This is a genomic window from Psychrobacillus sp. FSL K6-1464 (genome assembly GCF_038003145.1).
GTDB classification, from domain to species: Bacteria; Bacillota; Bacilli; order Bacillales_A; family Planococcaceae; genus Psychrobacillus; species Psychrobacillus psychrotolerans.
Genome location: NZ_JBBOOP010000001.1, coordinates 2,505,695 through 2,525,193 on the forward strand (window position 1 = coordinate 2,505,695; position 19,499 = coordinate 2,525,193).

The 19,499-nt window shown below is 37.4% G+C and carries 17 protein-coding genes and 2 other annotated features; of the genes, 6 read left to right on the forward strand and 11 right to left on the reverse strand.

Annotated features, from left to right (window positions below; all coding sequences use genetic code 11):
* A complete protein-coding gene (gene pepV, locus MKX39_RS12625) occupies window positions 1-1,407 on the reverse strand; it encodes a dipeptidase PepV (RefSeq protein WP_340769748.1) in 1,407 nt (468 codons plus the stop codon).
* A 339-nt stretch (window positions 1,408-1,746) separates the two neighbouring features.
* On the opposite strand from pepV, the gene MKX39_RS12630 reads away from it, so the two are divergent.
* A complete protein-coding gene (locus MKX39_RS12630) occupies window positions 1,747-1,968 on the forward strand; it encodes a DeoR family transcriptional regulator (protein WP_093536820.1) in 222 nt (73 codons plus the stop codon).
* A gap of 34 nt (window positions 1,969-2,002) precedes the next feature.
* Here the strand turns inward: MKX39_RS12630 and MKX39_RS12635 are convergent, their stop codons facing one another.
* Together MKX39_RS12635 and MKX39_RS12640 are read right to left on the reverse strand one after the other, a co-directional pair.
* Window positions 2,003-2,725 (reverse strand): pseudouridine synthase, encoded by a 723-nt coding sequence (locus tag MKX39_RS12635; protein WP_340769749.1) that lies wholly within the window; start codon window positions 2,723-2,725, stop codon window positions 2,003-2,005.
* Window positions 2,726-2,734: 9 nt separating this feature from the next.
* Window positions 2,735-4,351, reverse strand: coding sequence for a putative polysaccharide biosynthesis protein (locus MKX39_RS12640; RefSeq protein ID WP_340769750.1), 1,617 nt, complete (start codon window positions 4,349-4,351; stop codon window positions 2,735-2,737).
* Between the two features lie 358 nt (window positions 4,352-4,709).
* Between MKX39_RS12640 and MKX39_RS12645 the strand changes: the two genes are divergently transcribed.
* From MKX39_RS12645 to MKX39_RS12655, 3 genes are all read left to right on the forward strand, one after another.
* Window positions 4,710-5,972 carry a BaiN/RdsA family NAD(P)/FAD-dependent oxidoreductase gene (locus MKX39_RS12645; RefSeq protein ID WP_093536817.1) on the forward strand — a complete coding sequence of 421 codons (1,263 nt, stop codon included), beginning with the start codon at window positions 4,710-4,712 and terminating at the stop codon, window positions 5,970-5,972.
* 24 nt (window positions 5,973-5,996) lie between these two features.
* Window positions 5,997-6,228 (forward strand) — a binding site (T-box leader).
* A gap of 70 nt (window positions 6,229-6,298) precedes the next feature.
* Complete coding sequence (trpE, locus tag MKX39_RS12650; RefSeq protein ID WP_340769751.1) at window positions 6,299-7,687, forward strand: anthranilate synthase component I; 1,389 nt, start codon at window positions 6,299-6,301, stop codon at window positions 7,685-7,687.
* The gene (locus MKX39_RS12655) at window positions 7,684-8,253 is read left to right on the forward strand and encodes an anthranilate synthase component II (RefSeq protein ID WP_340769752.1); all 570 of its coding nucleotides are present in this window, start codon (window positions 7,684-7,686) and stop codon (window positions 8,251-8,253) included. Before trpE ends, MKX39_RS12655 begins: the two co-directional genes overlap by 4 nt.
* A 206-nt stretch (window positions 8,254-8,459) precedes the next feature.
* Here MKX39_RS12655 and MKX39_RS12660 read toward each other — a convergent pair whose 3' ends face one another.
* Both MKX39_RS12660 and MKX39_RS12665 read right to left on the reverse strand, forming a co-directional pair.
* Complete coding sequence (locus MKX39_RS12660) at window positions 8,460-9,167, reverse strand: DNA alkylation repair protein (RefSeq protein WP_340769753.1); 708 nt, start codon at window positions 9,165-9,167, stop codon at window positions 8,460-8,462.
* A 67-nt stretch (window positions 9,168-9,234) separates the two neighbouring features.
* Window positions 9,235-9,645, reverse strand: a complete 411-nt coding sequence (locus MKX39_RS12665; protein ID WP_340762987.1) for a VOC family protein — start codon at window positions 9,643-9,645, stop codon at window positions 9,235-9,237.
* A 133-nt stretch (window positions 9,646-9,778) separates the two neighbouring features.
* Between MKX39_RS12665 and MKX39_RS12670 the strand changes: the two genes are divergently transcribed.
* Together MKX39_RS12670 and MKX39_RS12675 are read left to right on the forward strand one after the other, a co-directional pair.
* Entirely contained in the window at window positions 9,779-10,303 is a 525-nt protein-coding gene (locus MKX39_RS12670; RefSeq protein WP_340769754.1) for a sigma-70 family RNA polymerase sigma factor, read from the forward strand.
* The gene (locus MKX39_RS12675) at window positions 10,296-11,078 is read left to right on the forward strand and encodes a hypothetical protein (protein ID WP_340769755.1); all 783 of its coding nucleotides are present in this window, start codon (window positions 10,296-10,298) and stop codon (window positions 11,076-11,078) included. Before MKX39_RS12670 ends, MKX39_RS12675 begins: the two co-directional genes overlap by 8 nt.
* 121 nt (window positions 11,079-11,199) lie before the next feature.
* Here MKX39_RS12675 and leuS read toward each other — a convergent pair whose 3' ends face one another.
* The 6 genes from leuS to MKX39_RS12705 form a co-directional block, all read right to left on the reverse strand.
* On the reverse strand, window positions 11,200-13,611 hold the full coding sequence (gene leuS / locus MKX39_RS12680; RefSeq protein WP_340769756.1) for a leucine--tRNA ligase: 2,412 nt from the start codon (window positions 13,609-13,611) through the stop codon (window positions 11,200-11,202).
* 228 nt (window positions 13,612-13,839) lie between these two features.
* Window positions 13,840-14,052, reverse strand: a binding site (T-box leader).
* A 48-nt stretch (window positions 14,053-14,100) separates the two neighbouring features.
* The gene (locus MKX39_RS12685; RefSeq protein WP_093536811.1) at window positions 14,101-14,754 is read right to left on the reverse strand and encodes a 3-oxoacid CoA-transferase subunit B; all 654 of its coding nucleotides are present in this window, start codon (window positions 14,752-14,754) and stop codon (window positions 14,101-14,103) included.
* Window positions 14,755-14,767: 13 nt separating this feature from the next.
* Window positions 14,768-15,457 (reverse strand): CoA transferase subunit A, encoded by a 690-nt coding sequence (locus MKX39_RS12690; protein ID WP_093536810.1) that lies wholly within the window; start codon window positions 15,455-15,457, stop codon window positions 14,768-14,770.
* 152 nt (window positions 15,458-15,609) lie between these two features.
* Window positions 15,610-16,377 (reverse strand): 3-hydroxybutyrate dehydrogenase, encoded by a 768-nt coding sequence (locus tag MKX39_RS12695; RefSeq protein WP_340769757.1) that lies wholly within the window; start codon window positions 16,375-16,377, stop codon window positions 15,610-15,612.
* 34 nt (window positions 16,378-16,411) lie between these two features.
* Window positions 16,412-17,734, reverse strand: coding sequence for a GntP family permease (locus MKX39_RS12700; RefSeq protein ID WP_175496246.1), 1,323 nt, complete (start codon window positions 17,732-17,734; stop codon window positions 16,412-16,414).
* A 421-nt stretch (window positions 17,735-18,155) separates the two neighbouring features.
* Window positions 18,156-19,499 carry a sigma-54 interaction domain-containing protein gene (locus MKX39_RS12705; protein WP_093536807.1) on the reverse strand — a complete coding sequence of 448 codons (1,344 nt, stop codon included), beginning with the start codon at window positions 19,497-19,499 and terminating at the stop codon, window positions 18,156-18,158.

Genomic DNA, 19,499 nt, shown 5'->3' on the forward strand with positions numbered 1-19,499 from the left:
TCATTCTCCCTCCGAATTTGAGCTTCCAGCAAGTTCAACTATTGCATCTGCATAAATAGCAGTTGCTTTTATTAAATCTTCGATATCTACATATTCATCCACTTGATGTGCTACATCTTTTCTGCCAGGGAACACCATACCAAATGCTACCCCTTTTTCTAATACTCTTGCATACGTGCCGCCACCGATAGATAATAACTCTGCTTTTTCACCGGTATGTCTTTCATATACTTTTTGTAAAGATTTAATAAGTATATCTTCTTTATCGACATAATGAGGCTTAGAATTAGTACTTAAATCCAAAGTAATGCCTGAACCACTAAGTACTTCTCTGCAGGCACTTAATTGTTCGTCAAAAGGATAGCTTACAGAATAACGCAAACTTACTTGCGTACAAGATCCTTGTGCAGGGGCATAGTGAATAACACCAGGATTTAAGGTCGTATCTCCTGAAAGCTCATCTGTGAAATTGAGTGCCAGGGCATGCCCTCTACTATCTTCTCCAAATGAATTTACTAAAAAGTTAACGAAAGCTTTGGAATGTGGAGTAAGATTAATATTTTGTAAAAATTTAGCCAATAGTATACCTGCATTAATCCCATCATCTGGCTCCATTGCATGTGCAGATTTACCAAAAACAAGCACTTTAACCATAGGGCCTTCTTGTGTGACTTCTCCCTCAACATTAAATTCAGCTGCAAATGTTTGGAACTTTTCTTTAATCATATGGAGACCACCGTAGATAACTGCGAATGCTTCATCTGGCACCATATTTGTACGGTTACCTGCTTGGAAAAACTGAATCGTTTCTGTATCAGCAGAACCAGTTTGTGTAAAGATCAAACTCGCGATTCCTTTTTCTGCATTAATAATTGGGAAATCAGCATCCGGTGCAAATCCCATCTGAGGCATTGCTTCTTTTGCAAAATATCTATCCATACAACGGAATCCACTTTCTTCATCTGTCCCAATAATGAGACGGACTTTTTTGGATAGCTTAATCCCTGCTTCTTTTACTAATTTCATGGCCATCCATGCAGCAATAGTTGGACCTTTATCATCTATAGCACCACGGCCATACACTCTATCGTCAGCTACAACACCTTCAAACGGTGGATACATCCAATTTTTACCTTCTGGCACGACGTCAACATGACAAAGGATTCCTAATATATCTTCGCCTTCACCCATTTCAATATGTCCAGCCATATTATCTACATTTTTTGTGATAAATCCTTCTTGCTCACCTTCGTTCAACATGTGGAGAAGAGCCTCCAACGGTTTAGGTCCAAAAGGCATTTCATCACTACCTGCTTTTTCATCCATCACACTTGGAATTTGTATTAATCTTTGCAATTCTGCTATGATATCTGCCTTTTTGGATTCTGCTAGTTCTAACCAATTCATATTAATATCCTCCTAAGTAATGCTTATATTCCATTTTACACTTTTTATAGTAAAAGACACAAAAAAAGAAGGCATTTTATAACCTTCAGACAGTGTTTTGCCAACAAAATAACATTCTTTTCTGACTTGGTATTCACTGGCAAGAATTGTGAATGTTTTGTAAATATGATTATATCTATAGAAATTTTAATAGAAATCTATTATAATGGAATTGTCAGAAAGTAAATACTTTGACTATCATTTTGTAAAGGGGCTGTAAATTGCAATTACTCAGTTGCTTTTCACCCAAGTCGTCCGCTAGTCTAGCCAAGGGATATCATGATGAAGGAGTGGTTACTTATGAAACCAACTACTGATCGGATGCTAACTCGAATAAAAGACATGTATATGTTCATCCGTGATCACGGGACAGTTACAACACAAGATTTAGTCGATGAATTTGGCATCACTCCTCGCACAATTCAACGAGATTTGAATGTGCTTGCTTTTAATGACTTAATCATTAGCCCAACAAGAGGTAAATGGACCACGACGAACAAACGCGTTAAAATGACATCTTAGATAAACAATATGAAAAGAATGACCAAGCTAAAACTTAAGCCTGGTCATTCTTTTGCTGTATTTGTGTTAGCTCTTCTTCTGTTAGTTCTCGATATGTACCTTCTGCTAATGTAGCATCCAACTCAAGTAACCCCATCGAAAGCCTTTTTAAGTAAACTACGTTTTTTCCAACTGCTTCAAACATTCTTTTCACTTGATGAAATTTACCTTCTGTAATGGCCAATTCGATTTCAGAAATAGAATCACTTTTTAAAACTTTTAGTATGCCTGGCTTTGTATGATAGCCATCATCTAATATTACTCCATTGGAAAAGGCTGTAATATCCGATTCATCTACTACACCTCCTACTTTCGCGTAATACACTTTGGGTACGTCTTTGTTTGGTGATAGAAGTCGGTGTGTCAAAGCCCCGTCATTCGTTAATAGAAGAAGACCTACAGTATCCTTATCTAATCTTCCTACTGGATATGGTTCAAAATGACGTACGTCTTCATCTAATAGATCTATGACTGTTTGCTCCCTAGAGTCCTCTGTCGCAGAAATTACTCCAGGTGGTTTGTTCATCATTAAATAGATGAACTCTTTATATACTACTACGTCTCCGTAAACTGTCACTTTATCCTTCAGCTCGTTCACGTGCATGGAGCTGTCTTTTACAACAGCTTCATTTACTTGAATAGCTTTGGATTTGACCAATATTTTTACTTCTTTTCTTGTACCATATCCCATATGAGATAGAAATTTATCTAATCGCATTTTATTCTCCTAAAAACCAATTTTTTTGGTAAAGCGTGTAAGTCTCTCTCCGAAGAGTTTTTGAGCAAGACCCAAGCGTAATGTAACAAAAGCATAAAATACAGCTCCAATACCAGCACAAACGATAATCGCAAGTAATCCTTCTAGTTTAGTATCAATCGTCATGAATTGTCCAAATCCTAATTTGACTAGGAACACAAGCACTAACATGATTACATTGACGATAATAATAAGCATTACTCTTCGAACGACCATATTCGATTTATAATGTAATGTCTTGCGAATAGCAAATAAGTTTAACCCGATTGCCACTAGATAACCACATGCTGTAGCGATAATAGCACCATCAGTTTCAAAAGCTTTAATAAGCGGCGTATTTAGGATAAGCTTCGTTAGAATTCCAAGCAATAAGTTTAAAATTATTAACTTTTGACGATCAATTCCTTGTAATATCGCAGTCGTTACTGGATATAAAGCAAACAATATAGCAACTGGAGCGTAATGGGCAAGTACGGTTGCCCCTGTTTCACTAGCTTCATAAAACACTAAGTAAAATTCATCTGCTAACACAGAAATCCCCATTGCTGCAGGTACAGTTAAAAACAATAAAATTTGGAATGATTGGTCCAACGCTTTACGAACCTGTACAAAATCTTGTTTTGCATAATAACTAGTGATCAACGGGATTAGCGTCATACTAAAACCAGTTGCGAGCATGACAGGAATCATTACAAGCTTATGGGTAGTGTAATTTAACATGCCTAATAATGTGTTAGATATATCCCCACCTATTCCAATGACAGACATCGCATTATTAAACGTAATCATATCGATAAATTGGAATAAAGGATTAATAACTCCTACAAGCGCAAAAGGAACAGTATAAATTAACATTTCTTTATAAATATTTGTTAATGATACATCTGAACTAATCTTCCCTGATGTAGTTAACAAATTGTTAAACTCCGGCTTCAATTTTTTCCAATACCATACGAGAACGACTAATCCTGCAATTGCACCTAAAAACGCGGCAAATACAGCAAAGGATACTGCAGTCTTTTCTGTACCATTGAATACATAAACAACAAAGAAACCACCAACTAACACAAATAGAATTCGAACAATTTGTTCCCATAATTGAGAAATTGCTGTAGGTGTCATATGTTGATATCCTTGGAAAAATCCTCTTACTAAGCTCATAACCGGAACTACAATAACTGCAAAACTGACAAATCTAATCACAGAAGCTACATCATTTACGGAAAATACTGCTTCATCATCTTTAATAATAAGATTAGCTATTGGATCTGCAAGGAAGTAGAGGATTAAAAACCCTAAAAACCCGGTCACTCCCATAAGCAACATGCTCGACTTCACGAGCTTTCTTCCAGTAGCATAATCTCCTTGGGAATTATATTTAGATACGAACTTTGATACAGCAATTGGTACTCCAGATACTGCAATTGCTAGCATGATGGAATATGGAGTATAAGCGTATTGATAAAGTGCAATATACTCCTCCCCCACTATTTGATAGAAAGGTATTACATATAGAACACCTAGTATTCTCGATAATAAGAGACCAATTGTTAAAATCATTGTCCCTTTCAGTAAATTTGATGCCATCTAACCCTTCCATTCTTATCAAATTCGCCTCGGCGAATGTGCTCCTGCGTAATCTCGTCGCAGAAAACAGTGCGCCCAGATTTTTCTCAAGCTCGCCTGAGAAATTCATCTAAAAATCTGTGGCATCCGCCGGAGGCTTTAACTTTATTAAGCAGAGGTTTGTGGATACCATTTAGTTGAATACATATTTTGCATTCACCACATCACTTATAGAAGTGGGATACTTCTGCTCCTGAGCAAGCTCGTCGCAAAAAATATTTGCTTAATAAAGTTAAAATGTCTATCTTACAGTTTACAACTGTCTAAACAAAACCACAATCATGTATAATAAAGAAAAAACTGAAAGTGTGAATATATTATGTATGACGTTATTGTAATTGGTGGGGGTCCCTCAGGACTTATGGCTGCTGCGGCGGCTGGGGCAGAAAACAAAAAGGTACTACTGATCGAAAAAGGAAATAAGCTTGGGAAAAAGCTTGCTATATCTGGTGGTGGTCGTTGTAACGTTACAAATAGACTACCTCAAGAAGAGATTGTAAAAAATATCCCTGGAAATGGCCGCTTTTTATTTAGCCCTTTTTCTGTATTTAATAATGAGGATATCATCGAGTTTTTCGAAAATCTAGGAGTTGCTTTAAAAGAAGAAGATCACGGAAGAATGTTCCCAGTTTCTAACAAGGCGATGGATGTTGTAAATGCTCTATTAGATGAATTAAAAAGACTACAAGTAGAAATCAAGTTAAATTCAGTAGTTTCCAAGTTGTTAATGAATGATGAAAAAGTAATTGGCGTAAGACTAGCTTCAGGTGAAGAAATCACTTCCGGTGCAATTGTCGTAGCGGTTGGGGGCAAAGCAGTTCCTCAAACCGGATCTACTGGAGACGGATATCCTTGGGCAGAAAAAGCGGGTCATACTGTCACGGATTTATATCCGACAGAGGTACCTCTTTTATCCAATGAGACATTCATCAAATCGAAAGAACTTCAAGGCCTTGCACTTCGAGGCGCTGGTGTTTCTGTGTTAAATAAAAAAGGAAAACCAATAATTACGCATGAGATGGATATGTTGTTTACTCACTTCGGCTTAAGTGGACCAGCCATCTTAAGATGCAGTCAATTTGTTGTAAAAGAACAAAAGAAAAATGGCGGACAACCTGTCTCTGTTCGAATTGATAGCCTTCCAGAACAAAATGAAGAACAAACTTTTCAAATGCTTCTATCTGCTTTGAAAGAGGATCCCAAAAAAGCAGTAAAAAATGTGTGGAAAGGTATTGTTCCTGAAAGATGGCTATTGTTTTTACTTCAACGTACTGCTATTCAAGAAAGTGAAGATGGCCAAAACCTTCCGCATGAAAAGATTCGTGCACTCGCACATGAGTTAAAACAATTCAATGTCTTTGTTTATGGGACACAACCATTAGAAAAAGCCTTTGTTACTGGTGGAGGTGTATCCATCAAGGAGATAGAACCAAAAACAATGGCGTCGAAGAAGAAGCCTGGACTCTATTTTTGTGGGGAAATATTAGATATCCACGGATACACAGGCGGCTACAATATCACCTCTGCTCTTGTTACAGGTAAAATTGCTGGAATGAGTGCCGCAAAATCGATTGAATTATAAGATAATTTATATTACAATATACGTTAATAAGCGATTAGGAAGAATAGTAACTTTATGAAATGCTCTAGAGAGCTGACGGTAGCTGCGAGTCAGTGCAAGCAATAAAGTGAATGGGCTTCTTAGCTCCAAAGCTGAACGTATATAATCAGTAGGTTTTGGCGTTCGTCTACGTTATAGGACTCGCAACTGTCAGGTTGCAATAAGTGGATTACAATAGTAATCAATAAAGGTGGCACCACGGCTCCCCGTCCTTTGCGATGGAGGGCCTTTTTGTGTTTAGTTAAGTTAGTTGAGCTGAGATTAGTTAAGAATAGGAGAGCTGAGAAATGACAGTTGAGACAAAAAGTTATCAAATGAAAGAAATCCAAGGAGATATGATGACTCCTATATCCATTTACCAATCTTTGCACGGAAGGAAAAAAGTGTTATTTGAATCCTCCGCTAAGCATGAGGAAAGTGGAAGATACTCCTTTATTGCAGTTGACCCTATAGGGGAACTAACCGGAGACCAGCATGGATATTCACTATCCGTCGAAAATCGTGCAACCGAAAGTGAACACAGGTCAGTGATAGAAAAGCTTAAACAGATGATGCCAATTCATCAAGACTGCTATCCATTTTCTTTTTTTGGTGGTGCTATTGGCTATTTCGGATATGAAACTGCTTTTTATAATGAAAAAATAGGAGATTTATTAAACGACGAATTAGATATGCCAGATGTACATGTTATGTTTTACGATACGTTTATTATTTTTGATCATCTAAAACAGACGGTTTCCATAGCTGCGATCGATTTATTCCAAAATGGGCGTTCTTCAGATTCGATGACTGATGCTATTGATAAGATATTGTCTGAACTAGAGCAGGGACCGATAAATCCTGAACGAACGGAACCCTCTCTCTCTTTTAAACCACATATTCAGGAGAAAGATTTTACGAATATGGTGGAAACAGCAAAGGAACATATTTTAAAAGGCGACATATTCCAGGTTGTCCTATCTCAACGTTTTAGCTCTCCATTTGACGGAGACCCTTTCTCGTTGTATCGACAGCTTCGTACTTCCAATCCATCTCCTTATATGTTCTATATGGACTTTGAAACTTACACTATTTTGGGGACATCTCCCGAAAGCTTAGTAAAAGTAAAAAATGGAATAGTAACAACGAACCCTATAGCAGGAACAAAGCCTCGCGGGAAAACTCCTGAGGAAGATGCTCGCATTGCTCATAATTTATTGCATGATGAAAAAGAAGTTGCAGAACATCGAATGCTCGTAGATCTTGGACGTAATGATATTGGTAAAATAGCTGAAATAGGAACTGTTCAAATTGAGAAATATATGAAAGTTGAATACTATAAATACGTCATGCATATTGTGTCTGAGGTGACTGGTCAACTAATTGAAAATGCACATATTTTAGATGTGTTAACTACCTGCTTACCTGCTGGAACTGTTTCAGGAGCACCGAAAATTAGAGCTATGCAGATTATAAATAATTTAGAACCAATGAAACGTGGGATCTACGCGGGGGCTGTCGGCTATGTATCTGTTACAGGTAATATGGATTTGGCACTTGCCATTCGTACAATGGTTGTAAAGGATCATTATGCCCATGTTCAAGCTGGAGCTGGTATTGTCCACGATTCTATTCCAAAGAGCGAGTATGAAGAAACGATTAATAAAGCTAAGGCTCTCTTGGAGGTGCAGCGATGATTTTGTTAATCGATAACTATGATTCTTTTACGTATAATTTATATCAACAAGTCAGTATGTTAGGCAAAGAGGTTAAAGTCGTTCGAAATGATGCTATTACTATTGAAGAACTGGAAGAACTGAACCCTGAGGCTATTATTATCTCTCCTGGCCCTGGTACTCCTGTAGATGCAGGTGTTTCGATCGACATTATTCAGAAGCTATATAAAAAGTATCCCATTTTAGGTATCTGTCTTGGCCATCAATCGATTGGCGCAGCTTTTGGAGCAAAAATTGTGCAGGCAAAAACCATTAGACATGGTAAAATGTCCACCATATCTTATAGTCCTCAAGCTTTGTTCAAAACTTTCGAGGAGCCAATTTCAGTCATGCGATATCATTCGCTTGTGATAGACGGAGAGTCATTAATAGACGAGCTAGAAATTCTAGCAAGGTCAGAAGACGACAATGAAATAATGGCCATCAAACATGTCGACTACCCTTTATATGGCCTTCAATTCCACCCGGAATCTATTGGGACAGAACAAGGAAGCCGAATAATGCAGTCATTCATCGAAAGCTTCTGAGAAAATATATAAAAGGGAGCTCCTAGGATCGTTCTAGGAGCTTTTTTAATCCGAAAAATCTCTTACAGGTGTTTTAGTTGGAATTTTGGAGGGTTTAGTTGGAAAAATGAGAAGTTTAGTTGGAATTTTGAGCACGCTAGTTGGAATAAACAAAAAATAGCAAAAAGCAGCTTATCCCTATAAAGGACAAGCTGCTCTATAAGATATTAACATCTAACATGCTTGCGTTTAAAACCAATTCTTCCTTTATCTACCGCTGTTTGAATACTGTCATAAGCATTTAAGAAACTGCTTTTTTTGTTGTCTCTTTTGACTTCAACTATACCTATTTCCTTTGCAGTCTCCAGTGCTTTTTCATGCAGAGGTACATAAGAAGTTCCCACAGTTAATATAAAGTTATTCATCGAAGATTTTGTTCGTTCAGGTGATTCATGAATCTTATTTTTCACCATATCAAGCATATTAGACATTTTGCTTTGGGAAAACTCAACGTCTTTTCGATTCCCCAAAAGCCAGCAGTAGCAACTCCACCCTGCTGACATTTTCAACTCATCGTCGCTTGTAATCCATTTGTCCGCAACTTCTTGAGCGATATCGGACTCTGACAAAGTTACAGCTACTACAAAATCAGAAAGCATATAAAAATATGCTGAATCCATCCAGCGATCATAATCCGCTTCAGTCATGCCGTTTGGATCTGCAATAATACCGGCAAAATACATGGCATCATAGTTCCCTGTTGCGTATAGCTCATCCGCTAACTGTTGATTTATTTTTATTTTCTTTGAAATTGGTTTCATCACACCAGTAGCCACGCCGAAAAGTGGCTCATGTGCTCCATTGGATATGTATATTTTTTTAGTTCTTTCTTTACCAAGAGCTTCGAGTTCCTGCATAACTTCTTCAAAATTCATCTATTTGCACTTCCTTTATTTTTGATTTTCACAGATATAACGCTCGTTCAAATATCACTAAATCATTTTAATCCAATCTATCCTTGAAAGTAGGACTCAATTCACTCCATACATCAAACATATTCCCGTCTAAATCATAGAATACAAAATTGGTGCCGGGATGCCCCCGATTTTCAATTTTCCCAACACGTACTCCCTTTTCCTGAAGAAAGCTGTTAAATTCTATTAATCGATCTATTCCATTCACTTCAAAAGTCATTGTAAAATGTTCCTGTTCATAAATATCCAAAAAACAAGACCGTTCTCCTTTTTTGGCCTTAACAAGAAAAAAACTTTGATCTGCAAATTCTAAAATCGCTTTGTCCATATTTCTAAAATTTTCAACAGCTCCTAGCATTTCTTGATACCATAATGATGATTTCTCTGGATTAACAACTGGTATGTATGTAGTTCCCACTCTTTTAATAAATGAACTCATTGCACACATCCCTCCCATATTCTTATAACCTTCATCATATCATTTTTTAGAACTTTCAAGGCATAGCAGGAAAATAATTCAGAAAAATCCAAACTTTAAAGCTCTAGGAATCGTTTATATATGGAAAGGAGTTGTGGTTTTGATAAATATTAATGACCTAAAAACGTTAATGCTGCAATTTACAGAACCCCTAATACGTTTGGCTTATTACTACGTAAAGGATCTCCAAGCGGCAGAGGATATTGTACAAGAAGTATTCATAAAATTTTATCATAATCAGAACAGTTATGAAGAGCGCGGTGAGTTAAAGGCATTTCTGACAACAATGACTGTTAATAAAAGCAAAGATTATTTAAAAAGCTGGACCTATAGAAAAGTACAACTGCAAAACAAACTCTCCACGCCAACTAGCAAACGAAATACAGATGAACTGGTTAGAAAAGACGAGCAAGCAATTATTGGAGAAGCTATCCTTGAATTGCCTTTAAAACACCGAGAAGTTCTTATTTATTTCTATTTTAACGAGATGACCATTGGTGAGGTTGCCCATATTCTTTCTATTCCAGAAGGCACTGTAAAAACTCGATTGAGGCGTAGCAAGGAATTATTAAGAAATCAACTGAAGGGAATAGAATGGGAGGCGCTTTTAAATGAATAACTATATACCTTCTAAAGTAAAAGATTTAACAGCGAGTCGACAACGAGTTATGCGAAACGTATTGAAAGAAATAGAACTAAACGAGGAAAGACCAAAATATAAATGGCGATATGTCGTGATTAGCGCACTACTAACAATGAGTGCTGTGCTTTTTGTCTTAAACGAATCTATTATGGAAAATGAACAACAGTCTGCAACTGAACTACCATTGGATTTAACCAAACCCACATTTTCAGAAGAACAAGGTTTACTTTATCTTAATGGGGTTACATTAGGTGACTCACAATCGAAAGTAATAGAAAGCTTAGGTAAAAATTACTCCGTAGAATATCAAGAGGATGGCAGTATTGCTGACTTAATATTAGATTATGATGGTAAAGCAAGATTTTATTTTTATAAAAATAAATTAGACGTAATAATATTCCAAAAGACAGATGTAAAATACTTTGACAAACTTTTTAATAATTTTGATGGGATTAAAGTTATTTCTTCAACCGATGCTGATCGCTTTATTTACTCTAAAGAGACTTCTCATATTTTAAAGGCTACGTTCGTTCCAAACGGGGACCTTTACTTGTATCTATCATATGCCGGCCCGGATCTCTTAGAAAATCCTGATTTTTTAAATTTAGAGCAAGATGAGATTCTTGAATCACATGATAGTTATGATTTAAATATCGATAGTCCTAATTATTATCCTCTTGAAGAATTAGTTAAGATGACACCAGAGGAATTAATAGAAATAGGTTATCCTAACCCTTATGAATTCCAATAGTTATTGCAAATAAAAAAGCTGCTCATTTCTACTAACCATTCAACAAAAAAATCATCTCAACTCTAAGAAAAGCATAGAGTTGAGATGATTTTAAATACTCTTATTTATAGTCACAGCTTCATTAAATTACGATATTGACCATTTTACCTGGAATTGCAATAACTTTCTTCACTTCTTGACCATCCAACCATTGTTGAACTTGTTCTGAAGCAAGAGCTAATGCTTCCAACTCTTCTTTTGTTGCATCTTTAGCAACGTTCAATTTTGCACGTACTTTCCCTTTAATTTGAACTGGGATTTCTACTTCATTGTCTACTAGTTTCGATTCATCAAATGTTGGCCAAGATTCGTAAACGATTGTATCGTCATGTCCAAGAATACGCCATAATTCTTCTGCAATATGTGGAACGATTGGAGAAATAAGCTTCACAAATCCTTCAACATATTCTTTTGAAATTTGCTCCGCTTTATATCCTTCATTGATAAATACCATCATTTGTGAAATAGCGGTATTGTAATGCATTGCTTCAAAGTCTTCCGTTACTTTTTTAACTGTTTGATGATATGCTTTTTCCATATTATCAGAAGAAGTATCCGTAACTTTAGCACTCAACTTACCGTCTTCATCGACCAATAGACGCCATATACGATCTAGGAATCTTCTTGATCCATCTAAACCATTAGTAGACCATGGTTTCGAGGAGTCTAGTGGCCCCATGAACATTTCATAAAGACGAAGTGAATCGGCTCCATGACTTTTCACGATATCATCAGGGTTAACTACATTCCCTTTCGATTTAGACATTTTCTCGTTACCTTCTCCAAGAATCATCCCTTGGTTAAATAGCTTTTGGAATGGCTCTTTCGTAGTAACTACACCAATATCATAAAGGAATTTATGCCAGAAACGTGCGTACAATAAATGAAGTACTGCATGCTCTGCTCCACCTACATAAATGTCCACTGGAAGCCAGCGTTTCGCTAGTTCTGGATCGACAAGTGCCTCGTCATTGTTTGGATCGATATAACGTAGGTAATACCAGCAGCTACCTGCCCACTGAGGCATAGTATTCGTTTCACGACGGCCTTTTTTACCTGTTACTGGATCCACAACATTAACCCATTCCGTAATATTAGCTAGTGGCGACTCACCTGTACCACTTGGTTTAATATCTGTAGTAACTGGAAGCATTAACGGTAATTCAGACTCTTCTACTGGTGTAGAAGTGCCATCTTCCCAATGAATAATTGGAATCGGCTCGCCCCAATAACGTTGACGACTGAATAACCAATCACGTAGACGATACGTAATTTTCTTCTCACCTTTACCATTTGTTTCAAACCATTCAATCGCTTTGGCAATTGCTTCTTGTTTGTTTAAGCCATTTAAAAACTCAGAGTTAATAAGTGTGCCATCAGCAGTGTAAGCTTCTTGTGAGATGTCTCCACCAGCAACTACTTCCACGATTGGCAAATCAAATTGTTTTGCGAACTCGTAGTCACGCTCATCATGTGCAGGAACTGCCATAATAGCACCAGTACCGTATGTCGCTAATACATAATCAGCAATCCATATTGGCATCTTCTCTCCACTTACTGGGTTAACGGCATAAGCACCTGTAAATACACCTGTTTTATGTTTTGCAAGATCTGTACGTTCAAGGTCACTTTTTAATTTCACTTGATCTTTATAAGCTAGCACTGCTTCTGCTTGTTCCTCAGTAGTTATAGCATCCACAAGCTTATGCTCAGGTGCTAATACTGCATAGGTTGCACCAAAAATTGTATCCGGACGTGTTGTAAATGCACGGAAGGATTCTTTCGTGCCTGCCACTTCAAAAGTAAGCTCCGCACCCTCTGAACGTCCAATCCAATTACGTTGCATTTCTTTTAAGCTGTCTGGCCAGTCAAGATCATCTAAATCTTCTAAAAGTCTGTCTGCATAAGCAGTTATACGAAGTACCCATTGTCGCATCGGACGACGTTCTACTGGATGTCCTCCACGCTCTGACACACCGTCAATTACTTCTTCATTAGCTAAAACAGTTCCTAATGCTGGACACCAGTTTACCGGCACTTCATCTACATATGCTAGGCCTTTTTTGTACAGCTGGATGAAAATCCATTGAGTCCATTTGTAATACGAAGGATCTGTCGTATTTACCTCTCTGTCCCAGTCAAAAGAAAATCCTAAATCCGTCATTTGACGTTTAAAAGTAGCAATATTTTTTGCCGTGAACTCTGCAGGATCGTTCCCAGTATCAATTGCATATTGCTCCGCTGGAAGTCCAAAAGCATCCCACCCCATTGGATGAAGAACGTTATAACCTTGTTTACGTTTAAACGAACTTAGAATATCCGTTGCGATATATCCAAGTGGATGACCTACATGTAGACCTACTCCTGAAGGATAAGGGAACATATCCAATGCATAGAATTTTGGTTTAGACGGATCATCTGTCATCTTATACGTTTTGTTTTCTTGCCAATACTTTTGCCATTTTTTTTCGATTGCTTCATGATTAAAGCTCATAAATTTTTCCTCCTCCAATGTATGAAAAGCGGAAGCGTCTATTTCTGCCTCGACAGGCAAATGTGTTTAGGATAGATCTGTAAAGTGCGCCACATCCTGTGGCATAGCAGACATAACCCGAATCGTGCGGACCTAGGAAGAAGCACCTCAGCCACATCAGCTATTTCACATTTGCCCCGAGAGGTTAGACTCTAAAGCTAGACATAAAAAAACTCGCCCCTTAAAAAACTAAGGGACGAGAGATATACTCACGCGGTACCACCCAAATTAGTGAAAAATTCACTCAACTTGATTCCTTAACGCGGAAAACGGTACAAGCTACTATTAGTTCACTTATACAGACTCAAAGGCGAGTTCAATAATTCGTAACGCTAACTTACACCATCCGTTAGCTCTCTAAAGATACGAGATTTATTTACTAATCCTTTTCACAGTCGACTTCTATTAGTTTTAATAATAATGGATTCCACTTTAAAATACAAGCTGATGTTAAATAGAGACATTTTCCCTTACGTTATTAATTATAAGTTCCGCTTCTGTAGCATCTATAATATCCTGAACAGAGTAACCCTCGAATACCTCTTTCAATTCAAGTCCATTTTCTGTTACTTCTATCATTGCCCGTTCTGTTATTATTTTATTCACAACTGCCTTGCCTGTTAAAGGTAATTCACATTGTTTTTTAATTTTAGCAGAACCGTCTTTTGCACAATGATCCATAATGACGATAATTTTCTTTGCACCGTGCACGAGATCCATTGCCCCTCCCATGCCTTTAATCATCTTGCCTGGGATCATCCAGTTAGCGAGGTCACCTTTTTCGGATACTTCCATCGCACCTAAAATAGCCACGTCGACATGTCCTCCGCGAATCATCGCGAATGACTCTGCACTATTGAAAAAAGCAGAGCCTGGAATAGTCGTTACTGTTTCCTTACCTGCATTGATAAGGTCAGGGTTAACTTCTTGCTCGGTTGGGTACGGTCCAATACCAAGTAAGCCATTTTCCGATTGTAAAACGACCGTTTTATCGGGAGAGATGAAATTCGCAACTAAAGTCGGAATTCCAATTCCTAAGTTTACGTAGTTTCCATTTTCAATTTCTTTTTCCGCTCTTCTTGCAATTTTTTCACGTGAATTCAATCGAAACTCCTCCTTAAGAACGTGTCGTTAAACGTTCGATTCTTTTTTCTTGTTCCGCTTGGAATAGACCTTGAACATAAATGCTTGGTGTATGTATTTGAGCAGGATTTAAATCTCCTGTTTCTACAATTTCTTCTACCTCTGCAATGGTAATTTTACCAGCAGCAGCCATCATTGGATTAAAGTTTTGCGCTGTCATATTATAGATAAGATTTCCGAATTTATCTGCTTGAGCTGCACGTATGAAAGAATAATCCGCTCGAAGTGCCTCTTCTAGTACATATTCTTTTCCATCATAAACTCGCACTTCTTTACCTTCCGCCACTGTAGTACCTACACCAGCAGGAGTAAAGAAAGCGGGAATTCCAGCCCCACCAGCACGGATTTTCTCCGCTAGAGTTCCTTGTGGAGTCAATTCCACTTCTATTTCACCCGAGATTACTTGTCTTTCAAACTCTTTGTTTTCTCCAACATATGAACCTATCATTTTCTTTATTTGCTTATTTTTAAGTAGCAGACCTAGACCCCAGTCATCCACGCCACAATTGTTCGAAATAACCGTTAAGTCCTTCACACCTTTATCGACTAAAGCCAGTATTAGCTGTTCTGGAATTCCAACTAGTCCAAAACCTCCAACCATCAGCGTCATTCCATCTTGCACCCCTGCAACAGCCTCTTTAGCTGAATTGTAAATAGGTTTCATGCTCCAATCCCCTTTCATCTAAGCTTGATACATTATTATTTTCTCAAATATTCGACAACTTAGCAAACTATATTCTTATACCTAGATACTAAGCATTATTATTCTGAATCGCACCTAGAATTGAATCCAAAGTTTTTATATAAATAGAATACTTATTGACTAGTGTAGCCACCATCCAAAACAACTGCTTGCCCAGTCATTCCTTTTGCGGAATCACTTGCTAAAAAAAGAGTAAGATCTGCAACTTCCTTCACTTCTAACAATCGTTTTTGTGGAACTAAAGGATATAACACGTCTTCCAATACAGATTCCACTGGAACATTTCGTACTTTTGCTAAGTCTTTGAATTGGTTTCGAACGAGTGGGGTATCCACGTAGCCTGGGCAAACTGCATTGACAGTTATTCCATCTGCTGCTGTTTCCAGAGCTGCAACTTTCGTAAGTCCAATTAAACCATGTTTAGCTGAGTTATACGCTGCTTTCCCAGCAAAACCGACTAAACCATTTATAGATGCCATATTGATAATTCTCCCGAATCCGTTCTTCCGCATATGCGGAAGAACGTGTTTAGTTGCTATAAACGGAGCAGTCAGCATTATTTTTATCAATAGTTCAAAGCGTTCTGTTGGAAAATCTTCCAACATTGCAACGTGCTGCATACCGGCGTTATTAATAAGAATATCCACACTTCCATACTTCTCTATAGTGACATTAATTGAGTCAATAATATCTTCTTCCTTTGTCACATCGCATTTAAGACCTAATACATCATCCCCTAAAAGTTTTGCGGCTTCTTTTACTTTTTCTTCATTTACATCTGTTAGTACTACAATCGCCCCAGCCTTATAAAATTCATGAGCAATCTCCAACCCAATGCCCCCTGCTGCTCCCGTAATAAGGAGCACTCTATCTTTTACCATTTTATAACCTCCAGAAATATGTCGTATAGTAATTTTAAATCCCTAATCCAAACGAGAAGAGAATAATCGCAATTATTACACCAAGTGTTGGTACGACTACAGTGGTCGCAGCAACTGGCCAATAAGCTGCACTATGTTTTTCACCACAGATTGATTGAATAGTAGTGACGACATAGCCATTATGCGGCAATGAATCAAGGGCACCCGAAGAAATGGCTACGACCCTGTGTAATGCCTCAGCATTTACTCCCATATCTAGATAATGCGGGGCTAACAATGGCAATGCAATTGTCTGACCACCCGATGAAGAACCCGTCATACCAGCAATTACCGATACCGCAATTGCAGCACCAATTAGAGGTGAACCAGGAATATTTGTCATTGCCTCTACTGCCGTTGTAAATGCAGGTACGTTTTTAGCAACTCCTCCGAAACCCACTACTGCGGCAGTATTTCCGATTGCTATAATCGCACCGACTGTACCTGCTGAAAATGCTTCCCAGAAATTTTTAGAATATTTTCGTCCAACAATATAAGTGGCAATTACACCACCAAGTAATGCAATTATTAAAGCCGACTGCGCAAGTTTATCATGGAAAATATATGAGATTATTAGTACTACTAGTAATGGAATCATTGCTAAAAACGGATTTGGCAGATTTCTATTAGTATCAAATGTTGGATCTGTTTCACGATCTATAAAACGTTCTCCTTTATTGACAGCCTTTTGAATAATACGTTTCAACCACCAGTATCCAAAAGTGGCCATAAACAAAGCGACAATTATACTTACTTCCCAACCCGCATATGCATCAGTCCCTAAATATTCAATTGGGATCCAGTTTTGAATTTCAGGTGAACCCGCAGATGTCATCGTAAACGTGACAGATCCTAAGGCTAATGTTGCTGGTATAAAACGACGCGGTAAATCTGCTTGTTTAAACAAAGAAATAGCCATTGGATAGACAGAAAAAGCAACTACGAAAAGACTTACTCCTCCAAATGTTAATACCGCACAAGCTAGGACAATAGCTAGTACTGCATACTTCATCCCCAACTTACCAACAATCCACTTGGATACGGAATCTGCCGCACCACTATCCTCCATGACCTTTCCGAAAACCGCTCCAAGTAAGAACATCAAATACCACGAAGCGATAAAACCAGTAAAACCTGACATATAACTCGTAACATAATCAGCCTCATCTTTACCAGCAAGCTGGGAAAATAAAGGCATTCCACTTGTCACAGCTACCAATAGTGCAGAAATAGGACCAGCTATTAAAATATTAACGCCTTTCATAGTCAACACTATCAGTAAGGCTAAACCTCCTATAAGACCGACCATACTCAATATTTCCATTTACATTTCCCCCAATTATTTAAGAGTAATAAGTTGTATTTGTAGCATCCGTGTATAAAAGTGATTGAAATAAATAACAAAATCAAGTAAGAAAAAATTAAGTGCGCGATCATCCTAATCGTAAATTCATTTACAACCAATTTTCTTTGCTAGTATCCAAAATCTAAACTCTGCAGTGAATAGATTTCTTCCTTGGTTAACTTTTGAATACAAAATTTTAAAAGCGCTTTCATAAGTCATTAAAGCACAACCATAATTTTCTATCAATATAAAATGTGACAGAAATGTTAACTGTAAATATCCTTAAAATCCGAATTTTCGGATATAAATTTAATCAAACTTGTTATCAAGAGGTATTTAGAAATAAAATAAAAATCCACTTTTCTGGATACGTGTCCAGAAAAACGGATTTAGGTCATAAGTTGTGTTTTTTTATCTTCTCGTAAAGTGTTGATCTACTGAGCCCAAGTTGTTTGGCAATTTGTCTTTTATCAGACTCTTCCTCTAAGTAAGATTGAAGTACTTTCTTTTCTACTTCTGCTAATATATCCTCAAGCGTCCCCGTAGTTTGAAAAGAAGGTACATTACTTAACTTAATCTGGGAAGGCAGAGCGGAAGGCATAATAGTATCTTTTTCTGCTAAGTAAACAGCAGCCTGTAAAATATTTTGTAATTCCCTTACATTACCTGGCCAATGATAGGATTGAAGTAATTCCCGAGTTTTTGTTGCGAGTGTGATATGTCTTCGCCCCGCGTGAAGCATGAACTTTTGTAAAAAGAAATTCAGTAAATCAACAAAATCTTCCATTCTTTCTCTTAAAGGTGGAATTTTCAATGTAATTGCTTGTAAACGATAATATAAATCCTCCCTAAATTTCTTTTCCTCAATTAGTTGAGAAAGGGAAATGTTGGACGAAGCAACTATTCGTATATTTACTTTTTCACTCTGCTCCGAATTCAGTGGAGTAATTTCCTCTTCTTGCATTGCTCTTAATAACTTTGCTTGAAGTGTCAGCGGAAGTGCACTAATTTCATCTATATATAGAGTCCCTTTATCTGCTTGTTTAACTCTTCCATTTTGGACAGTTTCAGTAAGTGGATTATATACACCAAATAGTTCCCTTTCCAATAACTCAACCGGAACTTCTGCACAATTCACTTTAACAAAAGGAAAGTCCGAGCGTTCAGAAAGCTGATGTATGCTATGTGCAAACATATCTTTTCCAGTTCCACTCTCCCCTTCAATTAAGACTGGAAGATCACTAGGTGCTATTATTCCAGTAGTTTCTTTAATCTTCCGGATAGCTGGTGAACTTCCTTTTATGTCTTCCAATCTGTACTCGGTATAACTATTGTCTTCTATATTTAACTGCATTCTTTCCATTGTGGTACGAACATGAGAACTTAGTCTTTTCCAATCGGACATATCTCTGAAAATTACACTTCCAAAAGCCCCAACAATCTTTCCGTCTACAAAAAGAGGAACTCGATTCGCTAGCATATACGTTCCTTTAATATAATGTGGAGATGCATTGTCTGGAACACCAGACTTTATAACTTCATGCATTTTCGTATTTTCAATAATATCAGCTACTGGTTTACCTATCGCTTCCTCTCTCGTTACTTCAAGAAAGCGGCAATAATCTTCGTTGATATATAGAATTTTCGAATCTGCATCTACTACAACAAACCATTGAAATGCATTTTCTAAAATTTCGGCAAGTACAGAAGTTGGTAAATGTTGTTGAAAATTATCCAA

Coding starts and splice junctions, on each gene's coding strand:
- MKX39_RS12645 (WP_093536817.1), top strand. CDS start 4,710: ATGTATGACGTTATTGTAATTGGTGGGGGTCCCTCAGGACTTATGGCT.
- MKX39_RS12665 (WP_340762987.1), bottom strand. CDS start 9,645: ATGAGTTCATTTATTAAAAGAGTGGGAACTACATACATACCAGTTGTT.
- leuS (WP_340769756.1), bottom strand. CDS start 13,611: ATGAGCTTTAATCATGAAGCAATCGAAAAAAAATGGCAAAAGTATTGG.
- trpE (WP_340769751.1), top strand. CDS start 6,299: ATGACAGTTGAGACAAAAAGTTATCAAATGAAAGAAATCCAAGGAGAT.
- MKX39_RS12675 (WP_340769755.1), top strand. CDS start 10,296: ATGAATAACTATATACCTTCTAAAGTAAAAGATTTAACAGCGAGTCGA.
- MKX39_RS12655 (WP_340769752.1), top strand. CDS start 7,684: ATGATTTTGTTAATCGATAACTATGATTCTTTTACGTATAATTTATAT.
- MKX39_RS12660 (WP_340769753.1), bottom strand. CDS start 9,167: ATGAATTTTGAAGAAGTTATGCAGGAACTCGAAGCTCTTGGTAAAGAA.
- MKX39_RS12630 (WP_093536820.1), top strand. CDS start 1,747: ATGAAACCAACTACTGATCGGATGCTAACTCGAATAAAAGACATGTAT.
- MKX39_RS12640 (WP_340769750.1), bottom strand. CDS start 4,351: ATGGCATCAAATTTACTGAAAGGGACAATGATTTTAACAATTGGTCTC.
- MKX39_RS12690 (WP_093536810.1), bottom strand. CDS start 15,457: ATGAAACCTATTTACAATTCAGCTAAAGAGGCTGTTGCAGGGGTGCAA.
- MKX39_RS12695 (WP_340769757.1), bottom strand. CDS start 16,377: ATGGTAAAAGATAGAGTGCTCCTTATTACGGGAGCAGCAGGGGGCATT.
- MKX39_RS12635 (WP_340769749.1), bottom strand. CDS start 2,725: ATGCGATTAGATAAATTTCTATCTCATATGGGATATGGTACAAGAAAA.
- pepV (WP_340769748.1), bottom strand. CDS start 1,407: ATGAATTGGTTAGAACTAGCAGAATCCAAAAAGGCAGATATCATAGCA.